Origin of the sequence: Halorubrum sp. ARQ200, assembly GCF_005435115.1 — an archaeon.
GTDB classification, from domain to species: domain Archaea; phylum Halobacteriota; class Halobacteria; order Halobacteriales; family Haloferacaceae; genus Halorubrum; species Halorubrum tropicale.
On sequence record NZ_SGTZ01000004.1, the window covers coordinates 244,927 to 269,775 of the forward strand.

Consider the following 24,849-nt stretch of genomic DNA (forward strand, 5'->3'; position numbering starts at 1 on the left):
CGGCCGGCTCAGAGCTCGATCCGGTCGACGATCGAGCCGTTCCCGTCCCGCCCGTCGCTGTGGGTGTTGATCGCGACGGTCCGGATCCGGTCTTCGAGCAGCGAGCCCTCGATCTTCGCCTTGAGCAGGGAGTCGACCTGGTAGACGCCGGCGGCGTTGTTCATCCGGATCACGACCTGAACGGGGGTCTCGTCGCCCTCGCGGAGCGAGACGCGCTCGATCGCCTGCGAGGAGACGGTGTTGATCCCGCGCCCGCCCTCCTCGTAGGGGACCCGCGAGCGCCCGCGTTCCATGTCGAGGCCGTCGGCGATCCGGACCACGCCGGCCTCCAGCGTGAGCGGCTGCTCCTCCGTGTGGTGACACAGGATCGCGTGGAGCACCTCCGCCTTCACGCGCACCCGGTCCGCCACGCCGTAGAACGCCGGGAGCAGGTCGTCCAGCAGGTCCGCCGCCAGCGGGATCGAGTAGTATGGGTGGTCGTGGCGGTGGACGACGTGGCCGATGTCGTGGAGCGTCGCCGCCAGCGCGACGATCACGGGCTCGTCCGCCTCGTCGAGCCCCTGCTGGCGGGCGCCGTTGAACTCGACGCCGCCGGACTTGAGCAGGTCGTACAGCCGGAGCGCTCGGTCGCGGACGATCCCGACGTGCTTGGCGCCGTGGTCGTTGTACCCCTTCCGCGCGACCGGGTTGACGTTCTGCGCCTCCAAGTAGGCGACGATCTCCTCGTCCGATTCGAGCCGCGCGAGGACCTCGTTGAGGCGCTCGTCGGGGAACGCGTGCTCGGCGTCCGGGTCGTACTCGTGGCGGGCGGCGTCGGTGTCGGCGCTGATCTCGTCGGCCGCCGTCGGTTCGTCCGGTGGGGCTGGGTCGGGGACGTCGTCGCCGTCGATCGGGTCGCGGGCGTCGTCGGACGGGTCGTTCATGCGTCTCCCAGAGTCGCCCGGCCGGCATAAATGTGCGAGCCCTCGGTCCCCGTCCGGACCGCCGAGGCGGCGCTCGCGAACCGCGTCGCCGACCGCGAGCCGGTGTCGCGGCTGTGGCGGTCGAGGCGGTGGCCGGGTTCGACAGGCCGACGTTCCGGCTGAACCTCGCGACCGCGGTCGCGGCGGTCGCGCTCGCGACGCGGCCCGCCGTCCGCGGCGACGGCATCGGAGCGGGTCCGTGAGCGACCGCCGCGGCAGTTTCGACCCGAGACACAACGTATAAGCGCGCGACCGATCAATATGGCAATGTGACCCGACCCGCGTCCGCACGCGGCCCGCAGTCGACGCCAGCGGCGCGGCTCTTCTCGAAAAAACGCGCGTGAGCCGTCCGCCGGCGGGAGTGGCGACCCCGTCCCGGACGACCCCCGGCTCGCGCGCATCGACCCGTTCACCGACCCGGACTCACCGCAGCACCCATGACAGACACGACCACCACGACACCCTACGCGACGCACGACGCGACGGACGGCGAACCGACCGACGCGCCCTTCGAGGGCGTGTACCCCGCGATGACGACCCCCTTCACCGACGGCGACGCGGTCGACCACGACCAGCTCGCCGCGAACGCTCGGTTCCTCGAACGCGCGGGCGTCGACGGCGTCGTCCCCGTCGGCTCGACCGGCGAGTCGGCGACGATGAGCCACGACGAGCACGTCGCGGTGATCGAGACGGTCCGCGACGCCCTCGACGACATCCCCGTCATCGCCGGCACCGGCTCGAACAACACCGCGGAGGCGCTCTCGCTGTCGCGGCGCGCGGCCGACGCGGGCGCCGACGGCCTCCTCCTGATCTCGCCGTACTACAACAAGCCCGAGCCGCAGGGGTTCCTCGACCACTACCGCACCATCGCCGACGAGGTGGACCTCCCGCAGATCGTCTACAACGTGCCGAGCCGGACGGGCCAGTCGATCCCGGTCGACGTGACCGCCGAGCTCGCCGAACACCCGAACGTCCGCGGGTACAAGGCCGCCTCGGGCGACCTCAACCTCATCAGCGAGGTGATCGAGCGCACCCGCGACGAGGCGTTCGCCGTGCTGTCGGGCGACGACGGCCTCACGCTGCCGGTCCTCTCTATCGGGGGCACGGGGACGATCAGCGTGGTCGCCAACGTCGAGCCCGAGCGGACCTGCGCGATGGTCGGCGCCGCGCTCTCGGGCGACTACGACCGCGCGCGGACGCTCCACCACGAGCTGTCGCCGCTCGTCCGCGAGCTGTTCGCCGAGACGAACCCGATCCCGGTGAAGGAGGCCATGCACATCCGGGGCCGGGGCGGCCCCCGCGTCCGCTCGCCGCTCTCGCGGCTCTCGGCCGAGCGACGCGAGTCGCTCCGCGACCTGCTGGCCGCGTACGAGGAGCAGGCGCCGGGAGCGATCGACCCGACGGACGTCGACCCCGCGGCGACGGAGGGCGCGGAATGAGCGCGGACGCGCTCTCGCTCGCCGTCACCGGCGCGGGCGGCCGCATGGGCCGCGAGGTGATCGAGGCGGCCGCCGACCGCGAGGGCGTCGCGGTCGCGGTCGCGGTCAACCGCACCGAGACCGAGCCGGTCGCGGGCGTCCCGGTCGCCGACGCCGCCGACCTCGACGACCTGCTCGCGAGGGAGGCGCCCGACGCCCTGATCGACTTCACCGGCCCCGACTCCGCGGTCGCGTACGCCGAGACCTGCGCCGACGCGGGCGTCCCGCTCGTCACCGGTACGACGGGGTTCGCCGACGCCCAGGTCGCCGACCTCCGAGCCGCGAGCGAGGCGGTGCCCGTGCTCAAGGCGTCGAACTTCGCCCGGGGCGTGGCCGCGCTCCGCCGCGCGGTCCGCGAGGCCGCCGCGGCGCTGCCCGGCTACGACGCGGAGCTGACCGAGACGCACCACAACGCGAAGCGCGACGCCCCCTCGGGGACCGCGAAGTCGATCCTCGACGACGTGGCGGCCGTGCGCGGCGACCTCGACGAGCGCGTCCACGGCCGCGAGGGCGACGCGCCCCGAAGCCCGGGCGAGGTCGGCGTCCACGCCCGCCGGGCGGGCGACGTGACCGGCGAACACGAGGTCCTGCTGGCCGGCAACCGCGAGACGCTGGAACTCACGCACCGCGCCGGCGACCGCGGGGTGTTCGCCGAGGGCGCGCTCGACGCCGCCGCGTGGCTCGCCGGCCGCGACCCGGGCTGGTACGGGTTCGACGACGTGCTCGACGCGGCCGACGACGGGACCGACCGCACCGACGGGGGCGCCGATGAATAACCTCAGAACATCTGAATATCGACGAGTAAATACCGACACTCATCCATACTCCAGCCAATGAGCCTCGAAGCCGACGTCGCCGACCTGTGGAACCGCTATCAGGACGGGCTGACCGCGGCGGACGCGACCGACGCGGACGCGGCCGTGATAGACGAGTTCCTCGCCGCCCTGGAGGCCGGCGAGGTCCGCGCCGCCGAGAAGACCGGCGACGACGTGACCTCGTGGGAGGCCAACGAGTGGGTCAAGCGGGGGATCCTGCTGAACTTCGGCCTGCGCGAGACGGAGCCGCGAGAGTACGGCGGCGTCACCTACCACGACGTGCTCCCGCTGCGCGACACCGACGACCTCGCCGAGCGCGGCACGCGGAACACCCCGGACGGGACGACGATCCGCCGCGGCGCGTACCTCGGCAGCGACTGTATCATGATGAGCCCCTCGTTCGTCAACGTGGGCGCGTACGTCGGCGACGGCACCCTCGTCGACTCCTGTGACACGGTCGGCTCCTGCGCGCAGCTGGGCGAGAACGTCAAGCTCGGCGCCAACACGCTGATCGGCGGCGTCCTCGAACCGGTCGAGGACGCGCCGGTGATCATCGAGGACGGCGTCTCGCTGGGCGCGGGCTGTCGCGTCACCAGCGGGTTCCGCGTCGGCGAGGACTCGATCGTCGGGGAGAACACGCTTCTCACGCCCCGGATCCCCGTCTACGACCTCGTCGAGGAGGAGGTCGTCTACGGCCACCTCCCGGCAGAGCGCCGCGCGTTCACCCGGATGGTGGAGTCGTCCGTCGGCGACCACGACCTCTTCGAGGGCGGCGCGTACAAGCCCGCGGTCGTCGCGACGCACGTCGAGGAGGAGACGCTGGAGGCGACGCGGCGGGAGGACGCGCTCCGGGAATGAGCGACGCGGACGCGAGCGCGGCGCCGACCGCCCCCGACGAGAACCCCCCGGTCCGCCGCGTGAGCGACTGGGACGCCGACCGCCTCCGCGACCTCGCGGCCGCGCACGAGACGCCGCTGTACGTCCAAGACCTCGACCGCGTCCGCGAGAACTGCGAGCGGCTGCTCGCGGCGTTCCCCGACGCCGACGTACGGTACGCCGTCAAGGCGCACACCGGCCGCGCAGTCCTGGAGGCGGTCCGCGACGCGGGCCTCGACGCCGAGTGCGCCTCGGCGGGCGAGGTCGCTCGCGCGCTCGCCGCCGGCTTCGACGGCTCGCGGCTCCACTACACCGCGGTCAACCCGCCGGCCCGCGACCTCGACTACGTCGCCGGCGTCGCCGCGGCGGAGCCGGACCTCACCGTCACCGTCGGCGCCGTCGACACGCTCGACCGCCTCCTGGAGCGGGGCTACGACGGCCGCGTCTGCGTCCGCGTGAACCCCGGCGTGGGCGCGGGCCACCACGAGAAGGTCACCACCGGCGGCGCCGCGAAGTTCGGGATCCCGTACGACCGGGCCGCGGACGCGGCGCGAGACGCGGCCGAGCGCTTCGACGTGGTCGGGGTCCACGCCCACGCCGGCTCGGGGATCGACCCGGAGCAGCTGGACAGCCACCGCGAACTGGTCGCGCGGATGGGCGACCTGGCGCGCGAGCTGGCCGACCCGGACGGCGACGCGGCCCCCGTCGACCTCGACTACGTCGACGTGGGCGGCGGGTTCGGCGTCCCCTACGAGGAGGACGCCCCGCCGCTCGACCTGCCGGCGGTCGCCGAGGCCACCCGCGAGGCGGTCGCGCCGCTGCCCGACGGCATCGACCTCGCCGTCGAGCCCGGGCGCTACGTCGTCGCGGACGCCGGCGTCCTCCTGACGCGGGTGAACACGGTGAAGCCGACGCCGGACGAGACGGTCGTCGGCGCCGACGCGGGGATGACCGACCTGCTCCGCCCGGCGATGTACGACGCCTACCACCCGATCCGCAACCTGGGCGGCGGGCGGGACCGCGACGGGGGCGACGCGCCCCCCGTCGCCGAGCGGGAGGCAACCCCTGTCACGGTCGCCGGACCTATCTGTGAGACCGGCGATACGCTGGGTACGAACCGCGCGCTCGCCGACCCGCACCGGGGGGACCTCCTCGCGGTCGGGACCGCGGGCGCGTACGGGTACGAGATGGCGAGCCAATACAACTCACGACCGCGGCCGGCGGAGGTCGCGCTCGACGGCGGGACCGCGGCGGTCGTCCGGCGCCGAGAGGCGCTCGACGATCTGACGACGGTCGAGCGAGAGGCGGCGCGTGACCGCGCCGACCGGACGGAGGGCGGCCGATGAGCACCCACGCCGTCCCGGTCGAGAAGTACCACGGCACGGGCAACGACTTCCTCGTCGTCGACGCGGCCGACGAGAACGTCGGCGACCGCGCGGCGTTCGCGCGGGCGCACTGCGACCGCGAGACGGGCGTCGACGGCGGCGACTTCACCGCTGCGGACGACCGCGGCGCGCCGTCGGGCCGACGCGGCGCGGACGGCGTCCTCTTCCTGTCGATCGAGGAGCGGTTCGACCCGACCCGCGTCGTGATGACGCTGGTCCAGCCGGACGGCTCCACCGCGACGATGTGCGGCAACGGCGCCCGCGTCGTCGCGCGCTGGGCTCACGACCGGACTGGCGACCGCGAGTTCATGATCGACACGCAGGCGGGCACCCGCCGCGCCACGGTGACCGCGGACGGGAGCGCCGCCACCATCGAGATGGGCGAGCCGACGTTCGACCCCCGCCGCGTCCCGGTCGCCCGCGAGGGCGCGCTCGCTGACGAGCCGCTGGTCGACGAGCCGGTCGCGGGGCTGCCCGTCACCGCCGTCCACACCGGCGTCCCGCACGCGGTCGCGTTCGTCGACGGCGGCCGCGACGACCCCGACGGGATCGACGCGGTCGACCTCGACGCGGTCGCGCCGCCGGTCCGACACGCCGACGTCTTCCCCGAGGGCGCGAACGTCAACCTCGCCGCCGTCGTCGACGACGGCGCCGGCGACGGACCGGCGGTCCTCGACCAGCGCACCTTCGAGCGCGGCGTCGAGGGCGAGACGCGCTCCTGCGGCACCGGCGCGGTCGCGGTCGTCGCGGCCGCCCGCCGCCTGGGCCTGATCGAGGGCGAGTCGGCCGTGAGCCGGCCGCCGGGCGGCGAACTGCGGATAACGGTACCGGACCGCGGCCACGCCACGCTCGCCGGCCCCGTCGCCCACGAGTTCTCGGGGGCGCTCCCCGCCGACCCCAGATGAGCGGCGACGGCGATGCCGGCTCGGGTTCGGACGCGGGGCCCGACTTCGACCCGGTCTCGTTCCTCGAAGAGGCGGTCCGGATCCCCTCCCACGAGTCGCCCGACGAGATGCGCGAGTCCGTCGTCGACCTCCTCGACCGACGGGGCGCCGACCCCGCGGTCGTCGCGGACGGCTGCGTCCTCGCGGAGAAGCGCTCGCCGGCGCCCGGGGCGGGGCCGCACCTCGTGTTGAACACGCACCTCGACACGGTGACGCCGCACGTCGCGTTCGAGCGCGGGCCGACGCGCGACGGCGAGCGCGGCGCTCAGACGGGGGCCGGGGACGACCCGGACGAGGTGATCCGCGGCCGGGGCGCCTGCGACGCGAAGGGGCCGCTCGCGGCGCTGCTCGCCGGCTTCCTCGCCGCCGACCCCGACCGCGGGCGGCTCACGCTCGCGCTCACCCCCGACGAGGAGGCGCTGTCGCTCGGCGCCGCGGCCCTGGCCGGCCGGCTGCCGGGGACCGACGACCGGCTTGACGGGGACCTGTACCTCGTCGGCGAGCCCACGGGGCTCGACGCCTGCACCGCCGCGAAGGGGCGGTTCCAGGCGACCGTCGAGCTGTCCGGGGTCGCCGCGCACGCCGCCGAGTTCGCGGGCGCGAACGCGGTCGCGGCGGCCGAGGACGCGCTCGCAGCGGTCCGGACGTTCGACGCGGACGCGACCGCCCACCCGCAGTTGGGGCCGCCGAAGCTCACTCCCACGGTCGTCGAGGGCGGCGCGGCGACGAACCAGGTGCCGGCGGACTGCGAGATAACGGTCGACCGGCGGAGCGTCCCGCCGGAGACCGCCGAGGAGTTCCGGTCGTCGCTCGCGGACGCGGTGCGGGAGTCGCTCGCGAGCGGCCCGGCCGGCGACCGGGGCGTCGACGCCGCCGTCGCGCTCACCGACCGCGAGTCGCCGTTCCTGGAGGCGTTCGCGACGGACCCGGACCACGACCTCGTCCGAACCGTCGCCGACGCGGCGCGCGACGCGAGCGACGCGGTCGGCCTTTCGGACGAGCGCGGGGGCGGCGTCCGGCCGTTCGGCGCGGCGACGGAGGCCTCCTACTTCGCGCCGGCGCCGACGGTCGTGTTCGGGCCCGGAGACCTCGCCGACGAGGCAGGCGCGGTCGCGCACGCCGAGCGGGAGTACGTCCGGGTGCGCGAGGTCGAGGCGGCGGCGGCGGCGGTCGAGGAGACGGTCGCCGCGCTGCTCGGGTGAGCGCGGCCGCGCTCGGGCGTCCGCTCGCAACGCCGGACTGGACGCTCGCCGGCTACAGCAGGAACGTCTCCTCCTTCTCCGCGAGGTCGACGAAGTCGTCGGCGGCCGCGATCAGCTCGTCGGCGGCCGAGTTGCCGAACCCCATCGCCTCCACGCGGACGCCCTCGTGGCGGAGGTGCGAGCAGAGCCGGGCGAAGTCACCGTCGCCGGTACAGAGGACGACCGTGTCGACGTGGCTGGCTAAGGAGACGGCGTCGAGGCTCATCCCGAGGTCCCAGTCGGCCTTCTTCGACCCGTCGGCGAACGTCTTGATCTCCTTGATCTTCGTCTCGAAGCCGATGTCGCGGAGCGCCTCGAAGAAGCTCTCCTCCTCGGGCGAGTCGGCGCGGATGACGTACGCGATGGCGCGCACGAGCGACCGGTCCGCGACGGCCTCTTCGAGGAGGCCGGAGTAGTCGATGTTCCGCGAGTAGACGCTCTGTGCGGAGTGGTACAGGTTCTGCGAGTCCGCCAACACCGCGACGCGCTGGTCCGGGTGAATGTCGTTCATAGGCCCTCCTTCACCGCCCGCCGTTAGGGGCTTTGGGATCCGCGCGGCGGCGAGTCCCGGGCGCGGGCGAGCCGCGGCGACCACCATGGTTTATGTCAGACGATGGCGACCGTGGCCCATGGACGAAAAGCGGTTCGTCGTCGCCCTCTTCGGCCTCGCGGTCGCGTTCGTCGCCGGCTACGTGGCCTACCGGTTCGTCGCCCCGCTCACGGTCGCCGTCTTCCTCTACTACTCGACGCGGCGGTTCTACCACCGGCTCGAACGCTTCCGACTGCCGGCTCGGGTGCGCGCCGTGATGTCGCTGTCGCTCATCGGCGTGCCGCTCATCGGCCTGGTGAGCTACACCCTAGTGCTGCTGATCTTGGAGGCGCGCCGGTTCATCAAGACGTACCCGGTGGCCGACACCATCGGCGCGGAGAACTCGGTGATCGGCGACCTCGCGGAGCTGTCGAACCCGACGGCCGACGAGCTGCTCGCGGCGTACCGGTCGGGGCAGTTCGACCCCCTCATCGACCTCGTTTCCGAACAGGCGTCGCTGCTGGCGAGCACCCTCTCGGGGCTCGCCCTGAACCTCCTCATCACCATCGTCGTGACCTACTACCTGCTCATCGACGGGTCCCGGTTCCACAGCTGGCTCCTCTCGTTCGACGACGACGCGGTCGTCCGCGAGTACCTCGAGACCGCCGACGACGAGCTGGAGGCGGTGCTGTACGGGAACCTGCTCAACGTCATCGCCATCGGCATCATCGCCGTCGTCACCTACCTCGGGTACAACGCGGTCGCCCCGGCCGCCGTCGAGATCCCGTACCCCACGCTCGCCGGCGCGCTCACCGGCGTCGCCAGCCTGATCCCCGTGATCGGGATGAAGATCGTCTACATCCCGATCGCGGCGGCGATGTCGGTCCCGCTCGCGCTCGACGGCGACCTCTCGCTGCTCGTGTACGTCGCGGGGTTCCTCGCGGTCGCGGTCGTGGTCGTCGACACCATCCCCGACATCGTCCTGCGGCCGTACTTCAGCGGCAAGACGACCCACGTCGGGCTGCTGATGCTCGCGTACATCTTCGGCCCGGTCGTGTTCGGCTTCCACGGGCTGTTCCTCGCGCCGATCATCCTCGTGCTGGCGCTGACGTTCGCGGACACCGCGCTGTTGCGCCTGCTCGGCGTCGAGCCGGACTCGGGGCCCGAGATCTCCGCCGGACAGCGTCAGCTCGACGAGTTCTGAGCCGTCGCGGGCGCAGGGCGGTTCGGTAACGGTTCGCGGCGAGCCGAAGTCATATATCCCCGGTCGACGACCGGGCCACGTATGCGACTCCACGTCATCGGACTCGGCGGGGCCGGCGGGCGGGTCGCCGACCGGCTCGCCGCGGCGCACGGCGACGACCCGTTCCTCGGGGGCGTCAACGCCTTCGACACCGACATGGACGCGCTCGGGGCGCTGGACGCGCTCGGCGAGGAGCGTCGGTACCGGTTCGGCGACGCCGCGGGCGGGGACGGGCTCCAGGGCGACCTCCACGCCGGGCGTCGCCTCGGCGACGCGCACGCGAGCGAGCTCGGGCGGGCCATGGACGACCAGCGGCCGTCGCTCGCGGAGGCGTTCCTGCTCGTCGTCGGCCTCGGCGGCGCGGCCGGCGCGGGCGCGGCGCCCGCGCTCGCCGCGGAGCTCTCGCGGCTCTACGACGCCCCAGTCTACGCCTTCGGCTTCCTCCCCACCCGCGACGAGACAGAGGAACCGGACGACGACGCCCCGCGAAGCGCGTCCGCCGGCGGGGCGAGCGGCGCGGGGGCGGGCGCGGGAGCCGGTGACGGGCCCGCGCCGCCGACCCCGCACCGCCCGCTCGCCGAGCGGAACGCGGCCCGGACGCTCGACGCGCTCTCCGAGGAGTGCGCGGCGGTCTTCCCCTTCGACAACGCGGCGTGGCTCCGTCCGAGCGAGACGCTCGGCGGGGCGCGAGACCGGCTCAACGGGGTCGCGGCCGAGCGGATCGCGGCGCTGTTCGGCGCGGGCGAGACGCCGGAGGGCACGGAGACGCCCCAGCAGGTGCTCGACGCGAGCGACGTCGCCCGCGCGGCGGGCGGTGACGGCGAAATCGCGGCGATCGGGCACGCGACGCAGGCGGTCGACGCGCCCGACTCGGGCTCGAAGTTCGGGCTCGGGCTGTTCGGCTCCTCGGAGCCGGCCGAGGTCGACACGAGCGCCGCGGTGTCGGCAATCGAGACGGTGATCCGGAAGGCGACCCGCGGGAAGAACACGGTCGAGGTCCCCGACGGGCGCGCCGACCGGACCCTGCTCGTGGTCGGCGGCCCGCCGGCGTGGCTCAACCGCGAGGCGATCGCCGACGGGCGGCGCTGGCTCGCCGAGGAGACCGGCTCGGACGCGATCCTGAGCGGCGACGCGCCGGTCCCGGAGGGCGACGAGGTGTTCGCCGTCGTGATCCGGTCGGGGATCGACGAGCCGGACCGGGTCCGGGAGATCCGCGAGACGATCGAGTGACCGCGCCGGCGCGGGGCGGCGGCCGACGCCCGGCGGGCGACCCGAACCGGTTAACCGGGTGGCGCGCCCAGTGACCCCGTGACGACGCAGGCAGACCTCGGGATCGACCTCGACGTGCGCGACGCCGCGGCCGTCGCGGAGCGGCGCGACGAGCTCGTCGCCGCCGTGCGCGACCACGCCGGGGCGATCGCCTACCAGCTCGCGCGGCTCCAGGGCGGCGACTACGGCCGGGAGACGCTGTCGACGCGCGGCGGCGAGTGGACGGTGAAACACGAGGCGGGCGAGCTGGAGTTCCTCCTGTTCTCGCCGAAGTCGGGCTCGGACACGTACGTCATCTCGACGAAGCAGCCGCCGGACCCCGCCGACCTCGCGGTCGCGCTCGACGACTACGCGGCGTTCGTGGCGGCGTGGAACGACCACGTCGACTCGCTGTCCGGCGTCCTCGACGGCGTGAGCGCCGAGTTCCCGGAGCCGGCGACCACCGAGGGCGTGGTGGCGGAGCGCGACCGCGTCCTCGACGCGATCCGCGAGACCTGCGCGGTCATCGCGGGGGAGATCCACCGGTACGAGGGCGACGACTACGGGACGTTCACGGCGCGCGTGGAGGGCGACCGCTGGGAACTGAAGTACGACGAGGGGAGCGTCTCGTACCTCCGGATCGGCGGGTCGGGCGGCCTCTACCTCCTCTCGCAGTACGGCGCGCCCTCCGCGGCCGACGTCCGGGAGTGCGCGGACGGGTTCCGCGGCTTCGTCGCGGCGTACAACGAGTTCGTCGACGGCCTCGAAAGCGACCTCGAACGGATTTCCGTCTGAGGCTCCGTCTCGACCGACCGGCCGGCCTCTTCGCGCACTCACCGCTCCGTCCCGTCCGCGGCGCTCAGGAGGTCGCCGAGCAGAACCGGGTACCGCCGCGAGACGACCGCCGCGTACACGGCGGCCGAGACCCCGGCGCTCACCGCGACGGCGACCCCGAACCCGACCGGGGAGAGGGAGGCGAGCCCCGGCGCGTTCAGGGCCCACCCGACGCCGACGAGCCCCGCGGCGGCGGCGAGCGCGCCCGCGACCGCTCGGGCGACGGCCCGCGAGTCGATCTCGAGGTCGAGGAACCGCTGTCGCTCGGCGGCGGGGACCGCCGCGACGGTCGAGGCCTCCCGGTCGAACTCGATGGCCCCGGCCTCGGCCATCACCGGGCAGTGGTGCTGGTACAGCGACGCGTACACGCTCTTCCGCTCCTCGCTCGCGACGGCCGCCGGATCGATCCCCCGTTCGCGGGCGGCGACCCGGCGAGAGGCCTCCGCGAGGCTCACGGGGCCGTCGCGGCGGTGGAGCAGTGCCCACAGGAGCCGGCGCCGGCGGTTCCCCAGGATCCCGAGCAGGTCGTCCCGGTCGACGACCGACTCCGAGTCCGCCGGGCCGAGCGGTCTCCGCCCGTCGTCGCCACTCTCGGAGTCGGCGGATCCGACGCCGTCGTCTCCGGTCGCGTCCCCACGGCGGCCACGTCCGTCGTCTCCCACGGACGCACCGCCGTCGGCGCGCAATCCGCGTCTCCCACCTCGTTCCCCGTCGCGTCTCGTGTCTGTTGGTAACATACCACTTTCTACGGCGACGGCCGACTAATGTATTGGCCGATATGATCACGAACATGAGTGATTGCCTCAGTCGGTCGCGTCACGCCGGCCGGGAACGCTGCGCGGGTCCGCCGGTCCGTCGCCGCCGCCCGGAGCGGATCCGGGTCCCGCCGACGGCGCGACGCCGTCGGCCGGCGAAACGACTCGTTACCGCCGGCGCCGCCGCGGTAATCCGTCGTAGCAATCGGTTAATACCTACTTATCCTCGGTGGCGTGGTGTCTCACGTCCCTCCCCCCGCGACGCTCGGACGCCCCACAGGGGCGCTCCGTTCGGACCGGCGTGGGACGATCCCTCATGTCACGAACTCCCTCGAAATCGCTCACGGTCGTCATCGCCTCGCTGCTGGTCGTCTCCGCGGTCGCCGGCGCCCCGGCGGCCGTCGCGCAGGACGGGCCGCCTCCGACGCCGGCCGCCTACTTCGGCGAGATAACCGTCGACGGCGAGCCTGCCCCCGAGGGCGTCGAGGTCACGGCGTACGTCGACGGCGAACTGCGCGGGAGCCTCACCACGACCCAGATCGGCGCGTACGGCGGTTCCTCGGCGTTCGACCGGAAGCTCGTCGTCGAGGGGACCGACGCCGACGCGGGCGCGACCGTCGAGTTCCGGGTCAACGGCGAGGTCGCCTCGACCGACGACGCGATCGAGTGGGAGCCGGGCGAGGTCCGCCGCGTCGACCTCGCGGTCGGCGATGGCGCCGACGGCGGCGACGGTTCGGACGGGTCGGACGGCGGCGACGGATCAGACGGTGCCGACGGCAGCGACGGTTCGGACGGGTCGGACGGCGGTGACGGTTCGGGCGGCGGAGACGGGTCGGACGGCGCCGACACCGATGGCGGCGGTGGCGGCGGCGCCGTCGCGCCTCCGCCGAGCGGCGACGCCGTCGAGACGACCGCGGCCTCGGTCGAGATGGCGAACGGCACCGCGACCCTCTCCGCGGGCAGCGTCGGGACCGACGAGGTCGTCGAGGCCGACCTGCCGAACGGGACGGCGACGCCGAACGCGACGCTCGCCGCGCTCTCGGTCGCCCCCTCCTCGGAGATCCTCTCGTTCGGCGTCGAGGCGACGGCGATGGCCCCCTCGGAGCTGCCCGACGGCGTGCGCGACCACGAGGGTGCGGAGACGGTGTCGGTCTTCGAGATCGAGCCGACCACCTTCGACTCCGGCGCCGTCGAGTCCGCCGAGATCCGCTTCGAGACGGAGATGTCGGCGTTCTCCGACGCGGAGTCGCCCGAGGGCGTCGCCCTGTACCGCTACGTCAACAACCGGTGGCGCGAGCTCCCGACGACGTACGAGGGCGACGGCGTCTACGTCGCCGAGACGCCCGGGTTCTCCTACTTCGCGGTCGGCGGCCCGCAGTCCGACGTGACGGTCGCCGAGGCCTCGCTCGGCGCGGCCGAGGTGTCCCCCGAGAGCGAGACGGAGGTGGCGGTCAGGCTGCGGAACGCGGGCGACGCCGAGGGGACGACGAACGTCGGCCTGCGGATCAACGGCGAGCTCGTCGCCGACCGGACGATCACGGTCCCCGCCGACGCGACGCGGCGCGTCACGTTCACGCCGCGGTTCCCCGAGGTCGGCGAGTACGACGTGGCCGTGGGCTCGACCGAGGTCGGAACCGTCTCGGTCGTCGAGTCCACCGACGACGCCGACTCCGGGAACGGCGGCGGCGCCGGCGCGACCGGCGACGGGAGCGGGGACGCTTCGGACGACGGCGCGCCGCTCGAAGGGTTCGGCGTCGGCCTCACGCAGGTCGTCGGGCTCGTGAGCCTGCTGCTGGTCGTGGCCGGCGGGTTCCTCCTGTTGCGCCGGGAGTGACCGACCGGTCGCCTCGGCTCTCGGCGACGTCGTCGGGCGCTCCTCCCGCTCGATCGATGCGCGTTCGTGCCTATCTCGATCGTGTTTTGGCAATACTTATTCATCTCTGTTGGGTACCGACTCGCACATGTCGATCACCCTTCCGGGGCCGACGCTCGGCGTCGTCGGCGGCGGACAACTGGGCCGGATGCTGGCCGAAGCCGCGGCGCCGCTCGGCGTCGACCTCGTCGTGTTGGACCCGACGCCCGACTGTCCGGCGGCGCCGGTCGCGACCGACCAGATCGTCGGCGACTTCGACGACGCGGACGCACTCGATGAGCTCGCGGCCCGCGTCGACGCCCTGACCTTCGAGATCGAGCTCGCGGACCCGGACCGCCTCGCGGCCGCGAGCGAGGAGCACGGCGTGCCGGTCCACCCGGACCCCGGCACCCTGGAGACAATACAGGACAAGCTGGTCCAGAAGGAGGCGCTCGCGGACGCCGGGATCCCCGTCCCGGAGTTCGTCGCGGTCGCGACCGCCGAGGGGCTCGAACGCGTCGTCGAGGAGTTCGGCGGCGTCATGCTGAAGGCCCGCCAGGGCGGCTACGACGGCCGCGGCAACGTCTCGGTGGAGACGCCCGACGAGGCGGCCGACGCGCTCGATCAGATCGGCGGCGCCGCGATGGCCGAGGAGTTCCTCGACTTCGAGCGCGAGGTCGCCGTGATGGGTCTGAAGGGCGCGGACGGCGAGACGCGGACCTACCCGGTCACGGAGACGGTCCACCGCGAGGAGATCCTCCGCGAGAGCGTCAGTCCGGCCCGGGCCGACGACGCGGTCGTCGCCGAGGCCGAGTCGGTCGCGCGCGACGTGCTCGACGTGCTCGACGGCCGGGGAGTCTACGGCATCGAACTGTTCGAGACGCGCGAGGGCGAGGTGTTAGTCAACGAGATCGCGCCGCGCCCGCACAACTCCGGCCACTGGACGATCGAGGGCGCGCGCACCTCGCAGTTCGAGAACCACGTCCGGGCCGTCCTCGGCTGGCCGCTCGGCCCGACCGGCCTCGTCGCGCCCGCGGTCACGGCGAACCTCCTCGGCGACGTTCACGAGAGCAGAGCTCTCGTGAGCCAACCGGAATCACGCTGTGATTCCGGTGACGTGGACGAGCGGGGGGCGGCGACGCTCCGGAACGTCGAGTCCGTCCTCGACGCGCCCGACGCCGACCTCCACTGGTACGGCAAAGACGACGTGTACCCGCTTCGGAAGATGGGCCACCTGACGGTGACGGACCGGGGCGCGACCGACGAAGTCGACCGCGACGCGCTGTTCTCTCGGGCGCGAGAGCTCCGCGACGGGCTGACCTTCCGAGACGCGTAGCCGTGGACCGTCCGGTCTTCAGGAGTTTCGGTCGATCCACGCGCAGAAGGCGTCGAAGTCACGCGCGCCGGCGTCGTCCGCGATACCGCTGAGGGTTCCCTCCCGAAGCTCGTCGTGTAGCGGAACCGTGACGTGCCGTCTGTCCCTCTCGTTCGCCGGATGCTCGTAGTACAGCTGCGCGTGGTCGCCGGTCGTTCGTCGCCACTCGAAACCGCCGCGGTTGACGAGGACCTTCACGACTTCCCGCCCAGAGAACGTGCGCCTCGCCACGCTATTCGAGGACGTCGGGCGGTTCCGCGTCTCCGGTCGCGTTCTCCTCGGGGTCGATCCCGAGTTCCCGAAGCTCCTCGTCGGTCGGCTCGCGACCGATCTCTCCTCGGTGGAGCGCGACGGCCTCGTCGAGGTTCTCCAGCGCGTCGGACCGGGACTCTCCCTGCGTCGTGACGCCCGTCCCGACGTCTCGGGCGATCCACCACCCCTCGTCTCGCCAGAGGCGGATCTCCCCGTCGCGGTCCGCTCCGTCTTCCGTCGAGCTCGCCATTATCGTATCGTTCGTCCGATTTCGTTGATAAGGGTTGGGCAGACGAACGACCGATACCGGTGCGCCGACCAAGTGACGACTCGATGCCGGACGGTCTCGCACCCGACGCGCCACGCGAACGCCAGTCGATCCGGCTCCCGCCGGACCGGATCGAGGCGCTCCGCCAGTGGGCGGAGGAGGGAACCGCCCTGACGGCTGCGGTCCGCGTCTGCGACCCCGACGGTCGGCTCGCGCTCGTGAGGACCTCGTGGTCGGACGGCTGGGTGCTCCCGGGCGGCGCGGTCGAACCGGGGGAGTCGCCGGCGGCCGCGGCGGCGCGGGAGGTCCGCGAGGAGACCGGACTCGACGCGGCGATCGGCGACCCGGTCGTCGTCTTCGAGCAGTCGTACGTCGACGCCGAGCGCGACGTGTTCGCGTTCGAGGCCGAGTACGTCGTCTTCGCGGCGCGCGCCGAGGGGTGGATTCCCGACACGGCCGATCTCGGAGTCGATCCGGACGAGATCCGCGCCGCGAGGTGGTTCGACGAAGTCCCGGCGAACCTCCACGACGGGGATCTGCTCCGGGGGCTCCTCTGACCGCGCTTCGAGGGGAAGTTCCCTCCGGCTCGCCGCATCCGGCACTTCCTTACCGGCCTCCGCCGAATCCCTGCCCATGACCACGGTGGACGACCTGATCGACCGGCTCGAAGCGGAGGCGGCGGCCGACGCCGACCCGGCGACTACCCCGGACGTGGGGATCATCATGGGCTCGGACTCGGACCTCCCCGTCATGGAGGACGCCTACGAGGCGCTCGACGACCTCGGCTTCGCGGAACAGACCGACTTCGACGAGCCGCCGGACGCCCGGTTCACCTACGAGAGCTACGTCGTCTCCGCGCACCGCACGCCGGAGCTGATGTACGCGTACGGGGAGACGGCGTCCGCCCGCGGGCTCGACGTGATCATCGCCGGGGCCGGGGGGAAGTCCGCGGACCTGCCGAACATGACCGCGTCGATCGCGTACCCGGTACCCGTCATCGGCGTGCCGGTTCAGGAGAAGTCGGTCGACTCCGTCATCGGGATGCCGACCGGCGCGCCGATCGTCGCCGTCGACGCCGGGAAGTCGTACAACGCCGCGCTGTCGGCCGCGCAGGTGCTCGCGCGCGAACACGAGGCGGTCGAGGAACGACTGGTCGAACTCCACGACGAGCAGCGGGCGGACGTCGCGGACGTCTCCGCGGCCCTCCACGACCGCGGACTCGACGGGTTCCGCGAGCGGTAGCGGGAACGCGTCGCGTTCGGCCGGCTTGCCCCGGACGCGTCGCCCTTTCATTCCGCGACGAACCCGTTCGGCGGCTCTCGGTGACATTTCCGGCGCTTCGACCGCGAACGGCCGGTACCGGCCCGCACGCACGCGGACGCACAAGACTCAACGCTTATGAGGGGGCGGTCCAAACCCCAGCACGTTACGGAGACCTATATGAGCGATTGGATAGCGATTGGCGCCTTGGCGGTCGTCGGCCTGCTCATCCCGGTAGCGATGATGTCAGTGTCGGCGCTGCTCCGCCCGAGCGTGCCTGAGACCGGTAAAAGTACCACCTACGAGTCCGGCGAGACCCCGACGGGCGGGACGCGGATCCGGTTCAACATCCAGTACTACATGGTCGCGTTGTTGTTCGTCGTGTTCGACATCGAGACCGTGTTGCTGTTCCCGTGGGCGGTCATCTACCGTCCGGCCGTCCAGGCCGGCGTGCCGATGGCCGACCTGCTGTGGCCGATGTTGGCGTTCGTCGGGATCCTGGCCGTCGGGCTCGTCTGGGCGTGGCGGTCGGGGGCGATCAGCTGGGCCCGCAGCCCCCGCGCGACCAGCAGAAAGACGACGGAGGACCTCAACTAATGAGCAGCGATCAACCGTTTATCACCGACGATTCGCAAGTCGTAACCGAGACCCGAGACGCCCGGATGACCGGGCAGGGAGACCGGTTCAACTCCCGCCTGCGTGAGGCGTTCGGCTCCTCGCCGTTCATCCTCACCAAGTTCGACAAGTTCCTGAACTGGTGTCGGGGATCCTCGATGTTCATGCTGCAGTTCGGCATCGCCTGCTGCAGCATCGAGATGATGCACACCTACGCGGTGAAACACGACCTCGACCGCTTCGGGTCGGGCGTCCCCCGCGCCTCGCCGCGGCAGGCCGACGTGATGATCGTCCCCGGGACGATCGTCTCCAAGTTCGCCCCGCGGATGAAGCGCGTCTACGACCAGATGCCCGAGCCGAAGTTCGTCGTCGGCATGGGCTCGTGTACCATCTCCGGCGGCCCGTTCCAGGAGGGGTACAACGTGATCAAAGGCGCCGAGGAAGTCATCCCGATCGACATCCACGTCCCCGGCTGCCCGCCTCGCCCCGAGGCGCTCGTGTACGGCGTCGTGAAGCTACAGGAGCGCGTCGCCAACGGCGAGGCCGCGCCCGTCACGGTCAAGCCGTACGAGCTGGAGGAGTTCTCGGACCTCGAACGCGACGAACTCGTCGACAAGCTGGCCGACCAGATCGACGACGACGAGCTCGTCATGCGGTACAACTTCGCTGATTCGCCATGAGCCTCGAACGACCAGACACCGTCGACGACGGCACCGTCGAGCAGACGCCCGACGAGATTGAGGCGCTGCTCGGTGACCTCGTCGTCGACCGCGACGACCACCTGAACGCGCCCGGCTTCGTCATCCGCCCGGACACCGTTCAGGAGACGCTTCGGACCCTGAAAGAGCAGGCGGGGTACGACCACCTCTCCGTCGTCTCCGCACAGGAGTACGAGAACCGATACGAGTCGATCTACCACCTGAAGAAGTACGACGACCCGACCCAGGAGGTCAGCGTCGTCGTCCCCGCCGACAAGGACGACCCCGTCTCCGAGTCGGGCGAGCCCGTCTTCCGCACCGCCGACTGGCACGAGCGGGAGGCGTACGACCTCATCGGGATCGAGTACGACGACCACCCCGACCTGCGCCGGATCCTCCTGCCGGAGACCTGGCAGGGCCACCCCCTGTCGATGGACTACGACAAGGACCGGCCGCAGATCGCCACGCTCCCGGAGCACGCGAACCCGTTGGAGGACCACCACAAGGACTCCGAGTCCGACACGATGTTCCTCAACATCGGGCCGCACCACCCGGCGACCCACGGGGTGCTCCACCTGAAGACGGTCCTCGACGGCGAGCAGGTCGCCGACGTCGAGCCGGACATCGGCTACCTCCACCGCAGCGAGGAGCAGATGGCGCAGTCCGGGACGTACCGCCACCAGATCATGCCGTACCCGGACCGCTGGGACTACATCTCGGCGGGGCTGCTCAACGAGTGGGCGTACGCCCGCGCGGCCGAGGACCTCGCGGACATCGAGGTGCCCGAGTACGCGCAGGTCATCCGCACGATGGGCGCCGAGATGTGTCGGATCGCCGCGCACATGCTCGCCTTGGCGACGTTCGCGCTCGACATCAACGGCGACTTTACGGCGACGTTCATGTACGCCATCAACGACCGCGAGCGCGTCCAGAACCTCTTGGAGGATCTGACTGGCCAGCGGCTGATGTTCAACTACTTCCGGCTCGGCGGCGTCGTCTGGGACCTGCCGGAGCCGCGCGAGGAGTTCTTCTCGAAGACGCGGGACTTCCTCGACCAGCTCCCCGAGTCCGTCGAGGAGTACCACAACCTCATCACCTCGAACGAGATCTTCCAGATGCGGACGATCGACACGGGGATCCTCCCGCCGGACGTCGCGAAGAACTACGGCGCCACCGGCCCGGTCGCCCGCGGCTCCGGGGTCGACTACGACCTGCGCCGCGACGACCCGTACGGCTACTACGACGAACTCGACTGGGACGTGGTGACCGAGGACGGCTGCGACAACTTCAGCCGCCTGCTCGTCCGGATGCGCGAGGTCGAGGAGTCCGCGAAGATCATCGAGCAGTGCGTCGACCTGCTCGAAGACTGGCCCGAAGACGAGCGGAACATTCAGGCGAACGTGCCGCGCACGCTGCGCCCGGACGACGACACCGAGATCTACCGCGCCGTCGAGGGCGCCAAGGGCGAACTCGGCATCTACATCCGGTCGGACGGGACGGACAAGCCCGCCCGGTTCAAGATCCGGTCGCCGTGCTTCTCGAACCTCCAGACGCTGCCGGAAATGGCGAACGGGGAGTACATCCCCGACGTGATCGCCGCGCTCGGTAGCCTCGACGTCGTTCTCGGGGAGGTGGACCGCTGATGGGCACGGCGCCCGCGCAGCTGTTCCCCGAGTTCATCGTCGACACGCTCGGCCTCGACAGCGTCATCGGCGAGGTGGCGGCGTCGCTCGTCGCCGCCTTCGTCGTCGGCAACATCATCCTGGCGTTCACGGGCGTCGCGGGCCCGTGGGCGAAACGGAAGATCACGGCCGCGTTCACCGACCGGATCGCGGTCGACCGGATCGGTCCCTTCGGGCTCCTCATCATCCCGGCGGCGGCGGTCCAGCTCCTCGCGAAGGAGCTCATCATCCCCGAGGGCGTCGACCGCCCCTCGTGGGACATCGCGCCGATCCTGCTGCCCGCGTCGGCGCTCCTCGGCTTCTCCGTCATCCCGATGGGCCACCTCGGCCCGATCAACCTGCATCTCGCGGACCCCGAGGTCGGGTTCGCGCTGGTGTTCGCGTTCGCCTCCATCGCCTCCGTCTCGCTGGTGATGGCCGGCTACGCGTCGAACAACAAGTACTCGCTCCTCGGCGGGCTGCGGGCCGTCGCGCAGAACCTCGCGTACGAGATCCCGCTCATCGTCACCGCGATGTCGGTCGTCATCTTCGCCGGCACGCTCCAGATGAGCGGCGTGGTCGGCGCGCAGACGCAGACGCTCGTGACGATCGGCGGGCTCGCGATCCCGTCGTGGTACGCGTTCGTCAACCCGTTCGCGTTCGTGCTGTTCCTCACCGCGAACATGGCCGAGATCGGTCGGAACCCGTTCGACATCCCCGAGGCGCCGACGGAGATCGTCGCGGGGTACCAGACGGAGTACTCCTCGGCCTACTTCGTCCTGTTCTACCTCGGGGAGTTCGTCCACATCTTCCTGGGCGGCGCGATCCTGGCCGTGACGTTCCTCGGCGGGGCGTCCGGCCCGGGCCCGGAGAGCATCGGCTTCATCTGGTTCGTGGTGAAGATCTGGGGCTTCTTCCTGTTCACGCAGTGGGCCCGCTCGGCGCTGCCGCGCGTCCGCATCGACCAGCTGATCGAGATCGGCTGGAAGGGAATGCTGGTGCTGTCGTTCGCGAACCTGGTTCTCACGGCCGTAATCGTGGGGGTGATCGCTTGATATGATCGGACTGATGAAATCCATGGCGACGACGATGAAACACGCGCTGGACGGGTCGACGTTCACGGTGGAATACCCGGAGGACGCGCCCGAGGTGAGCCCGCGGTTCCGCGGGGTCCACAAGTTCAGCCAAGAGCGGTGCATCTGGTGTCGGCAGTGCGAGAACGTCTGTCCGAACGACACGATCCAGATCGTTCAGGACGACCAGCGCAACGGCGAGCAGTACAACCTCCATATCGGGCAGTGCATCTACTGCCGGCTCTGCGAGGAGGTCTGTCCCGTCGACGCCATCCTGCTGACCCAGAACTTCGAGTTCACCGCGGACACGAAGGACGACTTCGTGTTCAACAAAGAACAGCTCAAGAACGTCCCGTGGTACAAGGGCATCGACCCGCTGGAGTCCCGCAACCCCGATCGCGGCGCGTGGATCGGGGAGGGCGACGGCGAGGTCGACTACCAGTAGCGGGCACGTCTCGAAATCTTCAAAGGGGTTCTCATAGGAGACAAACACAATGGTTTATGCTACTATCGCGTTCGGGCTGTTCGCCGCGGTCACGCTGGCGTTCGCCCTCGGGGTCGTCCTGGCGCGCGACGTGTTCCACGCCGCGCTGCTTCTGGGCGGAGCCCTCACGAGCGTCGCGGTGCACTACGTGATGCTGCGGGCGGAGTTCATCGCCGCCATGCAGATCCTCGTCTACGTCGGCGGGGTCCTCATCTTGGTCACGTTCGCCGTGATGCTCACGCGATCGGATTCGGAAACGGAGGTGAGTAGCGCGTGAGCAGCGACGAGAGCCGCGGCTCCCGGATCGCGCCCGCGATCGCCGTGGGCGGACTGTTCGCGGTGTTGGCCGCGACCGTCAACGGGGCGACGTTCGGCTTCGAGGAGGTCGGCTTCCCGGCCGACGCCTCGGTCGTCCACAACATCGGGTACGCCCTCTTCAACCTCGCCGAGTACGACCTCGGCGCGGTTCCGTCCGAGGGGTTCCTCGCGGCGTTCCTGATCGCCGCGGTCGCACTCGACGTGGCGGTCGACGGCGCCGTCTACCTGGCCAAACGCGAGGAGGACGGCTCCGTCGTCGCGGCGGTCGGACAGGCGTTCACCGACGGCGGACGCGACGGGGGTGACCGTCGATGACGGCGCTCGCGTCCTCGATCCCGCCGTCGTGGTACCTGCTGTTGGCGTCGGCCATCTTCTGTATCGGCCTGTTCGGCGTGTTGACGCGGCGGAGCGCGCTGTACTTCCTCATGAGCGTCGAGCTCATGATGAACGCGGCCAACATCAACTTCGTCGCGTTCGCGCTGTACTACGGCGACCTCACGGGGCAGGTGTTCGCGCTGTTCGTCATCGCGCTCGCCGCCGCCGAGGTCGCGATCGGTATCGGCATCATACTCGTGTTATACCGCAACTTCGGCACGACCGACGTGACTGTTCCCGCGGAGATGAGGTGGTAAGATGGTGAACGCATTCGCATACGTTCCGGCGATCGTACTCCTCCCGTTCTTCTCGTTCCTGGTCGCGCTCGGCGCGGGCAGGTACCTCCCGAAGGGCGGCGCCTTCGGCGGCATCGCGGCGACGGCCGGCTCGTTCCTGCTGTCGATCTGGGTCGCCGCGACCGTCGCGGGCGGACGGGCGTACAACGAGACGCTGTACCACTGGGCGAGCGAGGGCGGCGCGGGCATCGGTCCGACGGACATCGAACTCACGTTCGGCGTCCTGATCGACCCGCTGTCGGCGCTCATGCTGGTCATCGTGACCCTCGTGGCGCTGCTCGTCCACGTGTTCTCGCTCGGCTACATGAACGACGAGGGCGAGACCGGGCTGCCGCGCTACTACGCCGGGCTCGGCCTCTTCACGGCGTCGATGCTCGGCTTCGTCGTCGCCGACAACCTGCTGATGGCGTTCATGTTCTTCGAGCTGGTCGGGCTCTGCTCGTACCTGCTCATCGGCTTCCACTTCCGGGAGCCGGGTCCGCCGTCGGCCGCGAAGAAGGCGTTCCTCGTCACCCGCTTCGGTGACTACTTCTTCCTCGTCGGCGTCGTCGCGGTGTTCGCCACCTTCGGCACGGCGCAGTTCGCCGGTCCCGACTCGTTCCCGGCGCTGGCCGACGCGGCGCTCAACGGCTCCGGGTCGGTCGCGTGGACTCCCGGCGGCCTCGACCTCGGCACATGGCTGACCGTCGTCGGCCTGCTCGTCCTGGGCGGCGTCGTCGGCAAGTCCGCGCAGTTCCCGCTCCACACGTGGCTCCCCGACGCGATGGAGGGCCCGACGCCCGTCTCCGCGCTCATCCACGCCGCGACGATGGTCGCGGCCGGCGTCTACCTCGTCGCGCGGATGTACGGGTTCTACGTGCTGACGCCGACGACGATGGCGGTCATCGCCTTCGTCGGCGGCTTCACGGCCTTGTTCGCGGCGACGATGGGGCTCGTGAAAGACGAGCTGAAGCAGGTGCTCGCGTACTCGACCATCTCGCAGTACGGCTACATGATGCTCGCGCTCGGCGCGGGCGGGTACGTGGCCGCCGTCTTCCACCTGACCACCCACGCCTTCTTCAAGGCGTTGCTGTTCCTCGGCGCCGGGTCGGTAATCATCGCGATGCACCACAACGAGGACATGTGGGACATGGGCGGGCTGAAGTCGAAGCTCCCCGTCACCTACTACACGTTCCTCGCCGGCTCGCTGGCGCTAGCGGGAATCTTCCCGTTCGCCGGCTTCTGGTCGAAAGACGAGATCCTCTACGAGGCGCTCGTCCACGGGCTCAACGACCCGCTGCTGCTCGGCGGCTACCTGATGGGGCTGCTCGCGGTGCCGGTCACCGCGTTCTACACCTTCCGGATGGTGTTCCTGACGTTCCACGGCGAGCCCCGCAGCGACACCGCCCGCGACCCCGAGTCCGTCCGCTGGAACGTGAAGGGCCCGCTGACGGTCCTCGGCTCGCTCGCGGTCGTCACCGGCTTCATCAACATGGTCCCCGTGAAGAAGGTGCTCGGGATTAAGGGGATCGACGTGCTTCACCGCTGGCTCGACAACGAGTGGGGCGGCATCGAGGGGCTCTCCTCGCACCACTACGCCGACATCGGTCCGTACAGCAGCGCGTACCTCGTCGGCGGTGAGGCCGGGACCGTCCTCGTCGGCGCGGCCGTCTCGCTCGGCCTCGCGCTGCTCGGACTCGGACTCGCCTGGCGGCTGTACAACGTGCCGTCGCCGACGGAACACACCGCCAAACTCGGCGGGATCAAAGACGTGCTGTACAACAACTACTACCTCGACGAACTGCAGGTCTGGCTCGCGTATCGGACGGAAGACGTCGCGGGCGGCGCGAACACCTTCGACCAGGGAATCATCGACGGCGTCGTGAACGGCGTCTCCTCGGTGAGCCTGACCGGCGGCGGCCGGATCCGCAAGCTCCAGTCGGGAGTCGTCTCGCAGTACGCCGCGCTGCTCACCTTCGGACTCGTCGCGCTGTTGCTCGTGCTCGGCGCGACCGGGGGGTGGTTCCTGTGAT

At 71.3% G+C, this 24,849-nt stretch carries 28 protein-coding genes; 23 read left to right on the forward strand and 5 right to left on the reverse strand.

The features are described 5' to 3' along the window. Window positions 1-8: 8 nt before the first annotated feature. On the reverse strand, window positions 9-923 hold the full coding sequence (locus EXE50_RS08270; protein ID WP_053771583.1) for an HD domain-containing protein: 915 nt from the start codon (window positions 921-923) through the stop codon (window positions 9-11). A gap of 113 nt (window positions 924-1,036) precedes the next feature. On the opposite strand from EXE50_RS08270, the gene EXE50_RS17860 reads away from it, so the two are divergent. The 7 genes from EXE50_RS17860 (at window position 1,037) to EXE50_RS08300 (ending at window position 7,662) form a co-directional block, all read left to right on the forward strand. Next, the gene (locus tag EXE50_RS17860; RefSeq protein ID WP_255410336.1) at window positions 1,037-1,165 is read left to right on the forward strand and encodes a hypothetical protein; all 129 of its coding nucleotides are present in this window, start codon (window positions 1,037-1,039) and stop codon (window positions 1,163-1,165) included. A gap of 234 nt (window positions 1,166-1,399) precedes the next feature. Further along, window positions 1,400-2,401, forward strand: a complete 1,002-nt coding sequence (dapA, locus tag EXE50_RS08275; RefSeq protein WP_137704809.1) for a 4-hydroxy-tetrahydrodipicolinate synthase — start codon at window positions 1,400-1,402, stop codon at window positions 2,399-2,401. Continuing rightward, window positions 2,398-3,216: a 4-hydroxy-tetrahydrodipicolinate reductase gene (dapB, locus tag EXE50_RS08280; protein WP_053771581.1), complete on the forward strand. Its 819-nt coding sequence runs from the start codon at window positions 2,398-2,400 to the stop codon at window positions 3,214-3,216. Before dapA ends, dapB begins: the two co-directional genes overlap by 4 nt. 57 nt (window positions 3,217-3,273) lie before the next feature. Further along, window positions 3,274-4,113: a 2,3,4,5-tetrahydropyridine-2,6-dicarboxylate N-succinyltransferase gene (locus tag EXE50_RS08285; protein ID WP_053771580.1), complete on the forward strand. Its 840-nt coding sequence runs from the start codon at window positions 3,274-3,276 to the stop codon at window positions 4,111-4,113. Then, entirely contained in the window at window positions 4,110-5,477 is a 1,368-nt protein-coding gene (gene lysA, locus EXE50_RS08290; RefSeq protein WP_137704810.1) for a diaminopimelate decarboxylase, read from the forward strand. The genes EXE50_RS08285 and lysA overlap by 4 nt, the downstream gene beginning before the upstream one ends. Next, on the forward strand, window positions 5,474-6,421 hold the full coding sequence (dapF, locus tag EXE50_RS08295) for a diaminopimelate epimerase (protein WP_121599148.1): 948 nt from the start codon (window positions 5,474-5,476) through the stop codon (window positions 6,419-6,421). The genes lysA and dapF overlap by 4 nt, the downstream gene beginning before the upstream one ends. Next, window positions 6,418-7,662 (forward strand): M20/M25/M40 family metallo-hydrolase, encoded by a 1,245-nt coding sequence (locus tag EXE50_RS08300; protein ID WP_137704811.1) that lies wholly within the window; start codon window positions 6,418-6,420, stop codon window positions 7,660-7,662. The genes dapF and EXE50_RS08300 overlap by 4 nt, the downstream gene beginning before the upstream one ends. 52 nt (window positions 7,663-7,714) lie before the next feature. On the opposite strand, the gene EXE50_RS08305 is transcribed toward EXE50_RS08300, so the two are convergent. After that, window positions 7,715-8,212, reverse strand: a complete 498-nt coding sequence (locus EXE50_RS08305) for an NYN domain-containing protein (protein ID WP_053771576.1) — start codon at window positions 8,210-8,212, stop codon at window positions 7,715-7,717. Between the two features lie 118 nt (window positions 8,213-8,330). On the opposite strand from EXE50_RS08305, the gene EXE50_RS08310 reads away from it, so the two are divergent. The 3 genes from EXE50_RS08310 to EXE50_RS08320 all read left to right on the forward strand — a co-directional run bounded on the left by EXE50_RS08310 (window position 8,331) and on the right by EXE50_RS08320 (window position 11,516). Next, complete coding sequence (locus EXE50_RS08310; RefSeq protein WP_137704812.1) at window positions 8,331-9,434, forward strand: AI-2E family transporter; 1,104 nt, start codon at window positions 8,331-8,333, stop codon at window positions 9,432-9,434. Window positions 9,435-9,515: 81 nt separating this feature from the next. Continuing rightward, window positions 9,516-10,703: a cell division protein FtsZ gene (locus EXE50_RS08315; protein WP_053771574.1), complete on the forward strand. Its 1,188-nt coding sequence runs from the start codon at window positions 9,516-9,518 to the stop codon at window positions 10,701-10,703. A gap of 78 nt (window positions 10,704-10,781) precedes the next feature. Further along, entirely contained in the window at window positions 10,782-11,516 is a 735-nt protein-coding gene (locus tag EXE50_RS08320) for a hypothetical protein (protein WP_137704813.1), read from the forward strand. Between the two features lie 38 nt (window positions 11,517-11,554). Here EXE50_RS08320 and EXE50_RS08325 read toward each other — a convergent pair whose 3' ends face one another. After that, window positions 11,555-12,292, reverse strand: coding sequence for a hypothetical protein (locus tag EXE50_RS08325; protein ID WP_053771572.1), 738 nt, complete (start codon window positions 12,290-12,292; stop codon window positions 11,555-11,557). Window positions 12,293-12,626: 334 nt separating this feature from the next. Here EXE50_RS08325 and EXE50_RS08330 point away from each other — a divergent pair, with 334 nt between their 5' ends. Together EXE50_RS08330 and EXE50_RS08335 are read left to right on the forward strand one after the other, a co-directional pair. Beyond that, window positions 12,627-14,144, forward strand: a complete 1,518-nt coding sequence (locus tag EXE50_RS08330) for a PGF-pre-PGF domain-containing protein (protein ID WP_053771571.1) — start codon at window positions 12,627-12,629, stop codon at window positions 14,142-14,144. 127 nt (window positions 14,145-14,271) lie between these two features. Further along, the gene (locus EXE50_RS08335) at window positions 14,272-15,498 is read left to right on the forward strand and encodes a 5-(carboxyamino)imidazole ribonucleotide synthase (RefSeq protein WP_137704814.1); all 1,227 of its coding nucleotides are present in this window, start codon (window positions 14,272-14,274) and stop codon (window positions 15,496-15,498) included. Between the two features lie 18 nt (window positions 15,499-15,516). Here EXE50_RS08335 and EXE50_RS08340 read toward each other — a convergent pair whose 3' ends face one another. Together EXE50_RS08340 and EXE50_RS08345 are read right to left on the reverse strand one after the other, a co-directional pair. Beyond that, window positions 15,517-15,768: a type II toxin-antitoxin system HicA family toxin gene (locus EXE50_RS08340; RefSeq protein ID WP_053771569.1), complete on the reverse strand. Its 252-nt coding sequence runs from the start codon at window positions 15,766-15,768 to the stop codon at window positions 15,517-15,519. Window position 15,769: 1 nt separating this feature from the next. Further along, window positions 15,770-16,039: a type II toxin-antitoxin system HicB family antitoxin gene (locus EXE50_RS08345; RefSeq protein WP_121561868.1), complete on the reverse strand. Its 270-nt coding sequence runs from the start codon at window positions 16,037-16,039 to the stop codon at window positions 15,770-15,772. A gap of 83 nt (window positions 16,040-16,122) precedes the next feature. Here EXE50_RS08345 and EXE50_RS08350 point away from each other — a divergent pair, with 83 nt between their 5' ends. From EXE50_RS08350 to nuoL, 11 genes are all read left to right on the forward strand, one after another. Beyond that, a complete protein-coding gene (locus EXE50_RS08350; protein WP_121599140.1) occupies window positions 16,123-16,614 on the forward strand; it encodes an NUDIX hydrolase in 492 nt (163 codons plus the stop codon). A 76-nt stretch (window positions 16,615-16,690) separates the two neighbouring features. Continuing rightward, entirely contained in the window at window positions 16,691-17,299 is a 609-nt protein-coding gene (purE, locus tag EXE50_RS08355; RefSeq protein WP_053771567.1) for a 5-(carboxyamino)imidazole ribonucleotide mutase, read from the forward strand. 198 nt (window positions 17,300-17,497) lie between these two features. After that, window positions 17,498-17,914, forward strand: coding sequence for an NADH-quinone oxidoreductase subunit A (locus EXE50_RS08360; protein ID WP_053771959.1), 417 nt, complete (start codon window positions 17,498-17,500; stop codon window positions 17,912-17,914). After that, window positions 17,914-18,612: an NADH-quinone oxidoreductase subunit B gene (locus EXE50_RS08365; RefSeq protein ID WP_053771566.1), complete on the forward strand. Its 699-nt coding sequence runs from the start codon at window positions 17,914-17,916 to the stop codon at window positions 18,610-18,612. Before EXE50_RS08360 ends, EXE50_RS08365 begins: the two co-directional genes overlap by 1 nt. Beyond that, window positions 18,609-20,273: an NADH-quinone oxidoreductase subunit D gene (locus EXE50_RS08370; RefSeq protein WP_137704815.1), complete on the forward strand. Its 1,665-nt coding sequence runs from the start codon at window positions 18,609-18,611 to the stop codon at window positions 20,271-20,273. The genes EXE50_RS08365 and EXE50_RS08370 overlap by 4 nt, the downstream gene beginning before the upstream one ends. After that, window positions 20,273-21,346 carry a complex I subunit 1 family protein gene (locus EXE50_RS08375; RefSeq protein ID WP_053771564.1) on the forward strand — a complete coding sequence of 358 codons (1,074 nt, stop codon included), beginning with the start codon at window positions 20,273-20,275 and terminating at the stop codon, window positions 21,344-21,346. Before EXE50_RS08370 ends, EXE50_RS08375 begins: the two co-directional genes overlap by 1 nt. A 1-nt stretch (window position 21,347) precedes the next feature. Next, window positions 21,348-21,809: an NADH-quinone oxidoreductase subunit I gene (locus EXE50_RS08380; protein ID WP_004596401.1), complete on the forward strand. Its 462-nt coding sequence runs from the start codon at window positions 21,348-21,350 to the stop codon at window positions 21,807-21,809. A 49-nt stretch (window positions 21,810-21,858) separates the two neighbouring features. After that, entirely contained in the window at window positions 21,859-22,125 is a 267-nt protein-coding gene (locus EXE50_RS08385) for an NADH-quinone oxidoreductase subunit J (RefSeq protein ID WP_017342604.1), read from the forward strand. After that, window positions 22,122-22,481 (forward strand): hypothetical protein, encoded by a 360-nt coding sequence (locus tag EXE50_RS08390; protein ID WP_053771563.1) that lies wholly within the window; start codon window positions 22,122-22,124, stop codon window positions 22,479-22,481. Before EXE50_RS08385 ends, EXE50_RS08390 begins: the two co-directional genes overlap by 4 nt. Beyond that, the gene (nuoK, locus tag EXE50_RS08395) at window positions 22,478-22,798 is read left to right on the forward strand and encodes an NADH-quinone oxidoreductase subunit NuoK (RefSeq protein ID WP_053771562.1); all 321 of its coding nucleotides are present in this window, start codon (window positions 22,478-22,480) and stop codon (window positions 22,796-22,798) included. Before EXE50_RS08390 ends, nuoK begins: the two co-directional genes overlap by 4 nt. Before the next feature lies 1 nt (window position 22,799). Next, window positions 22,800-24,848, forward strand: coding sequence for an NADH-quinone oxidoreductase subunit L (nuoL, locus tag EXE50_RS08400; RefSeq protein WP_121599138.1), 2,049 nt, complete (start codon window positions 22,800-22,802; stop codon window positions 24,846-24,848). Window position 24,849: the final 1 nt, after the last annotated feature.

What these genes read in the sequence shown, in the direction of transcription:
- EXE50_RS08345 (WP_121561868.1), bottom strand. Translation starts at nt 16,039, where the DNA reads ATGGCGAGCTCGACGGAAGACGGAGCGGACCGCGACGGGGAGATCCGC.
- EXE50_RS08350 (WP_121599140.1), top strand. Translation starts at nt 16,123, where the DNA reads ATGCCGGACGGTCTCGCACCCGACGCGCCACGCGAACGCCAGTCGATC.
- EXE50_RS08375 (WP_053771564.1), top strand. Translation starts at nt 20,273, where the DNA reads ATGGGCACGGCGCCCGCGCAGCTGTTCCCCGAGTTCATCGTCGACACG.
- EXE50_RS08315 (WP_053771574.1), top strand. Translation starts at nt 9,516, where the DNA reads ATGCGACTCCACGTCATCGGACTCGGCGGGGCCGGCGGGCGGGTCGCC.
- EXE50_RS08380 (WP_004596401.1), top strand. Translation starts at nt 21,348, where the DNA reads ATGATCGGACTGATGAAATCCATGGCGACGACGATGAAACACGCGCTG.
- EXE50_RS08330 (WP_053771571.1), top strand. Translation starts at nt 12,627, where the DNA reads ATGTCACGAACTCCCTCGAAATCGCTCACGGTCGTCATCGCCTCGCTG.
- lysA (WP_137704810.1), top strand. Translation starts at nt 4,110, where the DNA reads ATGAGCGACGCGGACGCGAGCGCGGCGCCGACCGCCCCCGACGAGAAC.
- nuoL (WP_121599138.1), top strand. Translation starts at nt 22,800, where the DNA reads ATGGTGAACGCATTCGCATACGTTCCGGCGATCGTACTCCTCCCGTTC.
- EXE50_RS08365 (WP_053771566.1), top strand. Translation starts at nt 17,914, where the DNA reads ATGAGCAGCGATCAACCGTTTATCACCGACGATTCGCAAGTCGTAACC.
- EXE50_RS08370 (WP_137704815.1), top strand. Translation starts at nt 18,609, where the DNA reads ATGAGCCTCGAACGACCAGACACCGTCGACGACGGCACCGTCGAGCAG.
- EXE50_RS08305 (WP_053771576.1), bottom strand. Translation starts at nt 8,212, where the DNA reads ATGAACGACATTCACCCGGACCAGCGCGTCGCGGTGTTGGCGGACTCG.
- EXE50_RS08300 (WP_137704811.1), top strand. Translation starts at nt 6,418, where the DNA reads ATGAGCGGCGACGGCGATGCCGGCTCGGGTTCGGACGCGGGGCCCGAC.
- EXE50_RS08285 (WP_053771580.1), top strand. Translation starts at nt 3,274, where the DNA reads ATGAGCCTCGAAGCCGACGTCGCCGACCTGTGGAACCGCTATCAGGAC.
- dapA (WP_137704809.1), top strand. Translation starts at nt 1,400, where the DNA reads ATGACAGACACGACCACCACGACACCCTACGCGACGCACGACGCGACG.
- EXE50_RS08335 (WP_137704814.1), top strand. Translation starts at nt 14,272, where the DNA reads ATGTCGATCACCCTTCCGGGGCCGACGCTCGGCGTCGTCGGCGGCGGA.
- purE (WP_053771567.1), top strand. Translation starts at nt 16,691, where the DNA reads ATGACCACGGTGGACGACCTGATCGACCGGCTCGAAGCGGAGGCGGCG.
- dapF (WP_121599148.1), top strand. Translation starts at nt 5,474, where the DNA reads ATGAGCACCCACGCCGTCCCGGTCGAGAAGTACCACGGCACGGGCAAC.
- EXE50_RS08360 (WP_053771959.1), top strand. Translation starts at nt 17,498, where the DNA reads ATGAGCGATTGGATAGCGATTGGCGCCTTGGCGGTCGTCGGCCTGCTC.
- nuoK (WP_053771562.1), top strand. Translation starts at nt 22,478, where the DNA reads ATGACGGCGCTCGCGTCCTCGATCCCGCCGTCGTGGTACCTGCTGTTG.
- EXE50_RS08310 (WP_137704812.1), top strand. Translation starts at nt 8,331, where the DNA reads ATGGACGAAAAGCGGTTCGTCGTCGCCCTCTTCGGCCTCGCGGTCGCG.
- EXE50_RS08325 (WP_053771572.1), bottom strand. Translation starts at nt 12,292, where the DNA reads ATGTTACCAACAGACACGAGACGCGACGGGGAACGAGGTGGGAGACGC.
- EXE50_RS08385 (WP_017342604.1), top strand. Translation starts at nt 21,859, where the DNA reads ATGGTTTATGCTACTATCGCGTTCGGGCTGTTCGCCGCGGTCACGCTG.
- EXE50_RS08270 (WP_053771583.1), bottom strand. Translation starts at nt 923, where the DNA reads ATGAACGACCCGTCCGACGACGCCCGCGACCCGATCGACGGCGACGAC.
- dapB (WP_053771581.1), top strand. Translation starts at nt 2,398, where the DNA reads ATGAGCGCGGACGCGCTCTCGCTCGCCGTCACCGGCGCGGGCGGCCGC.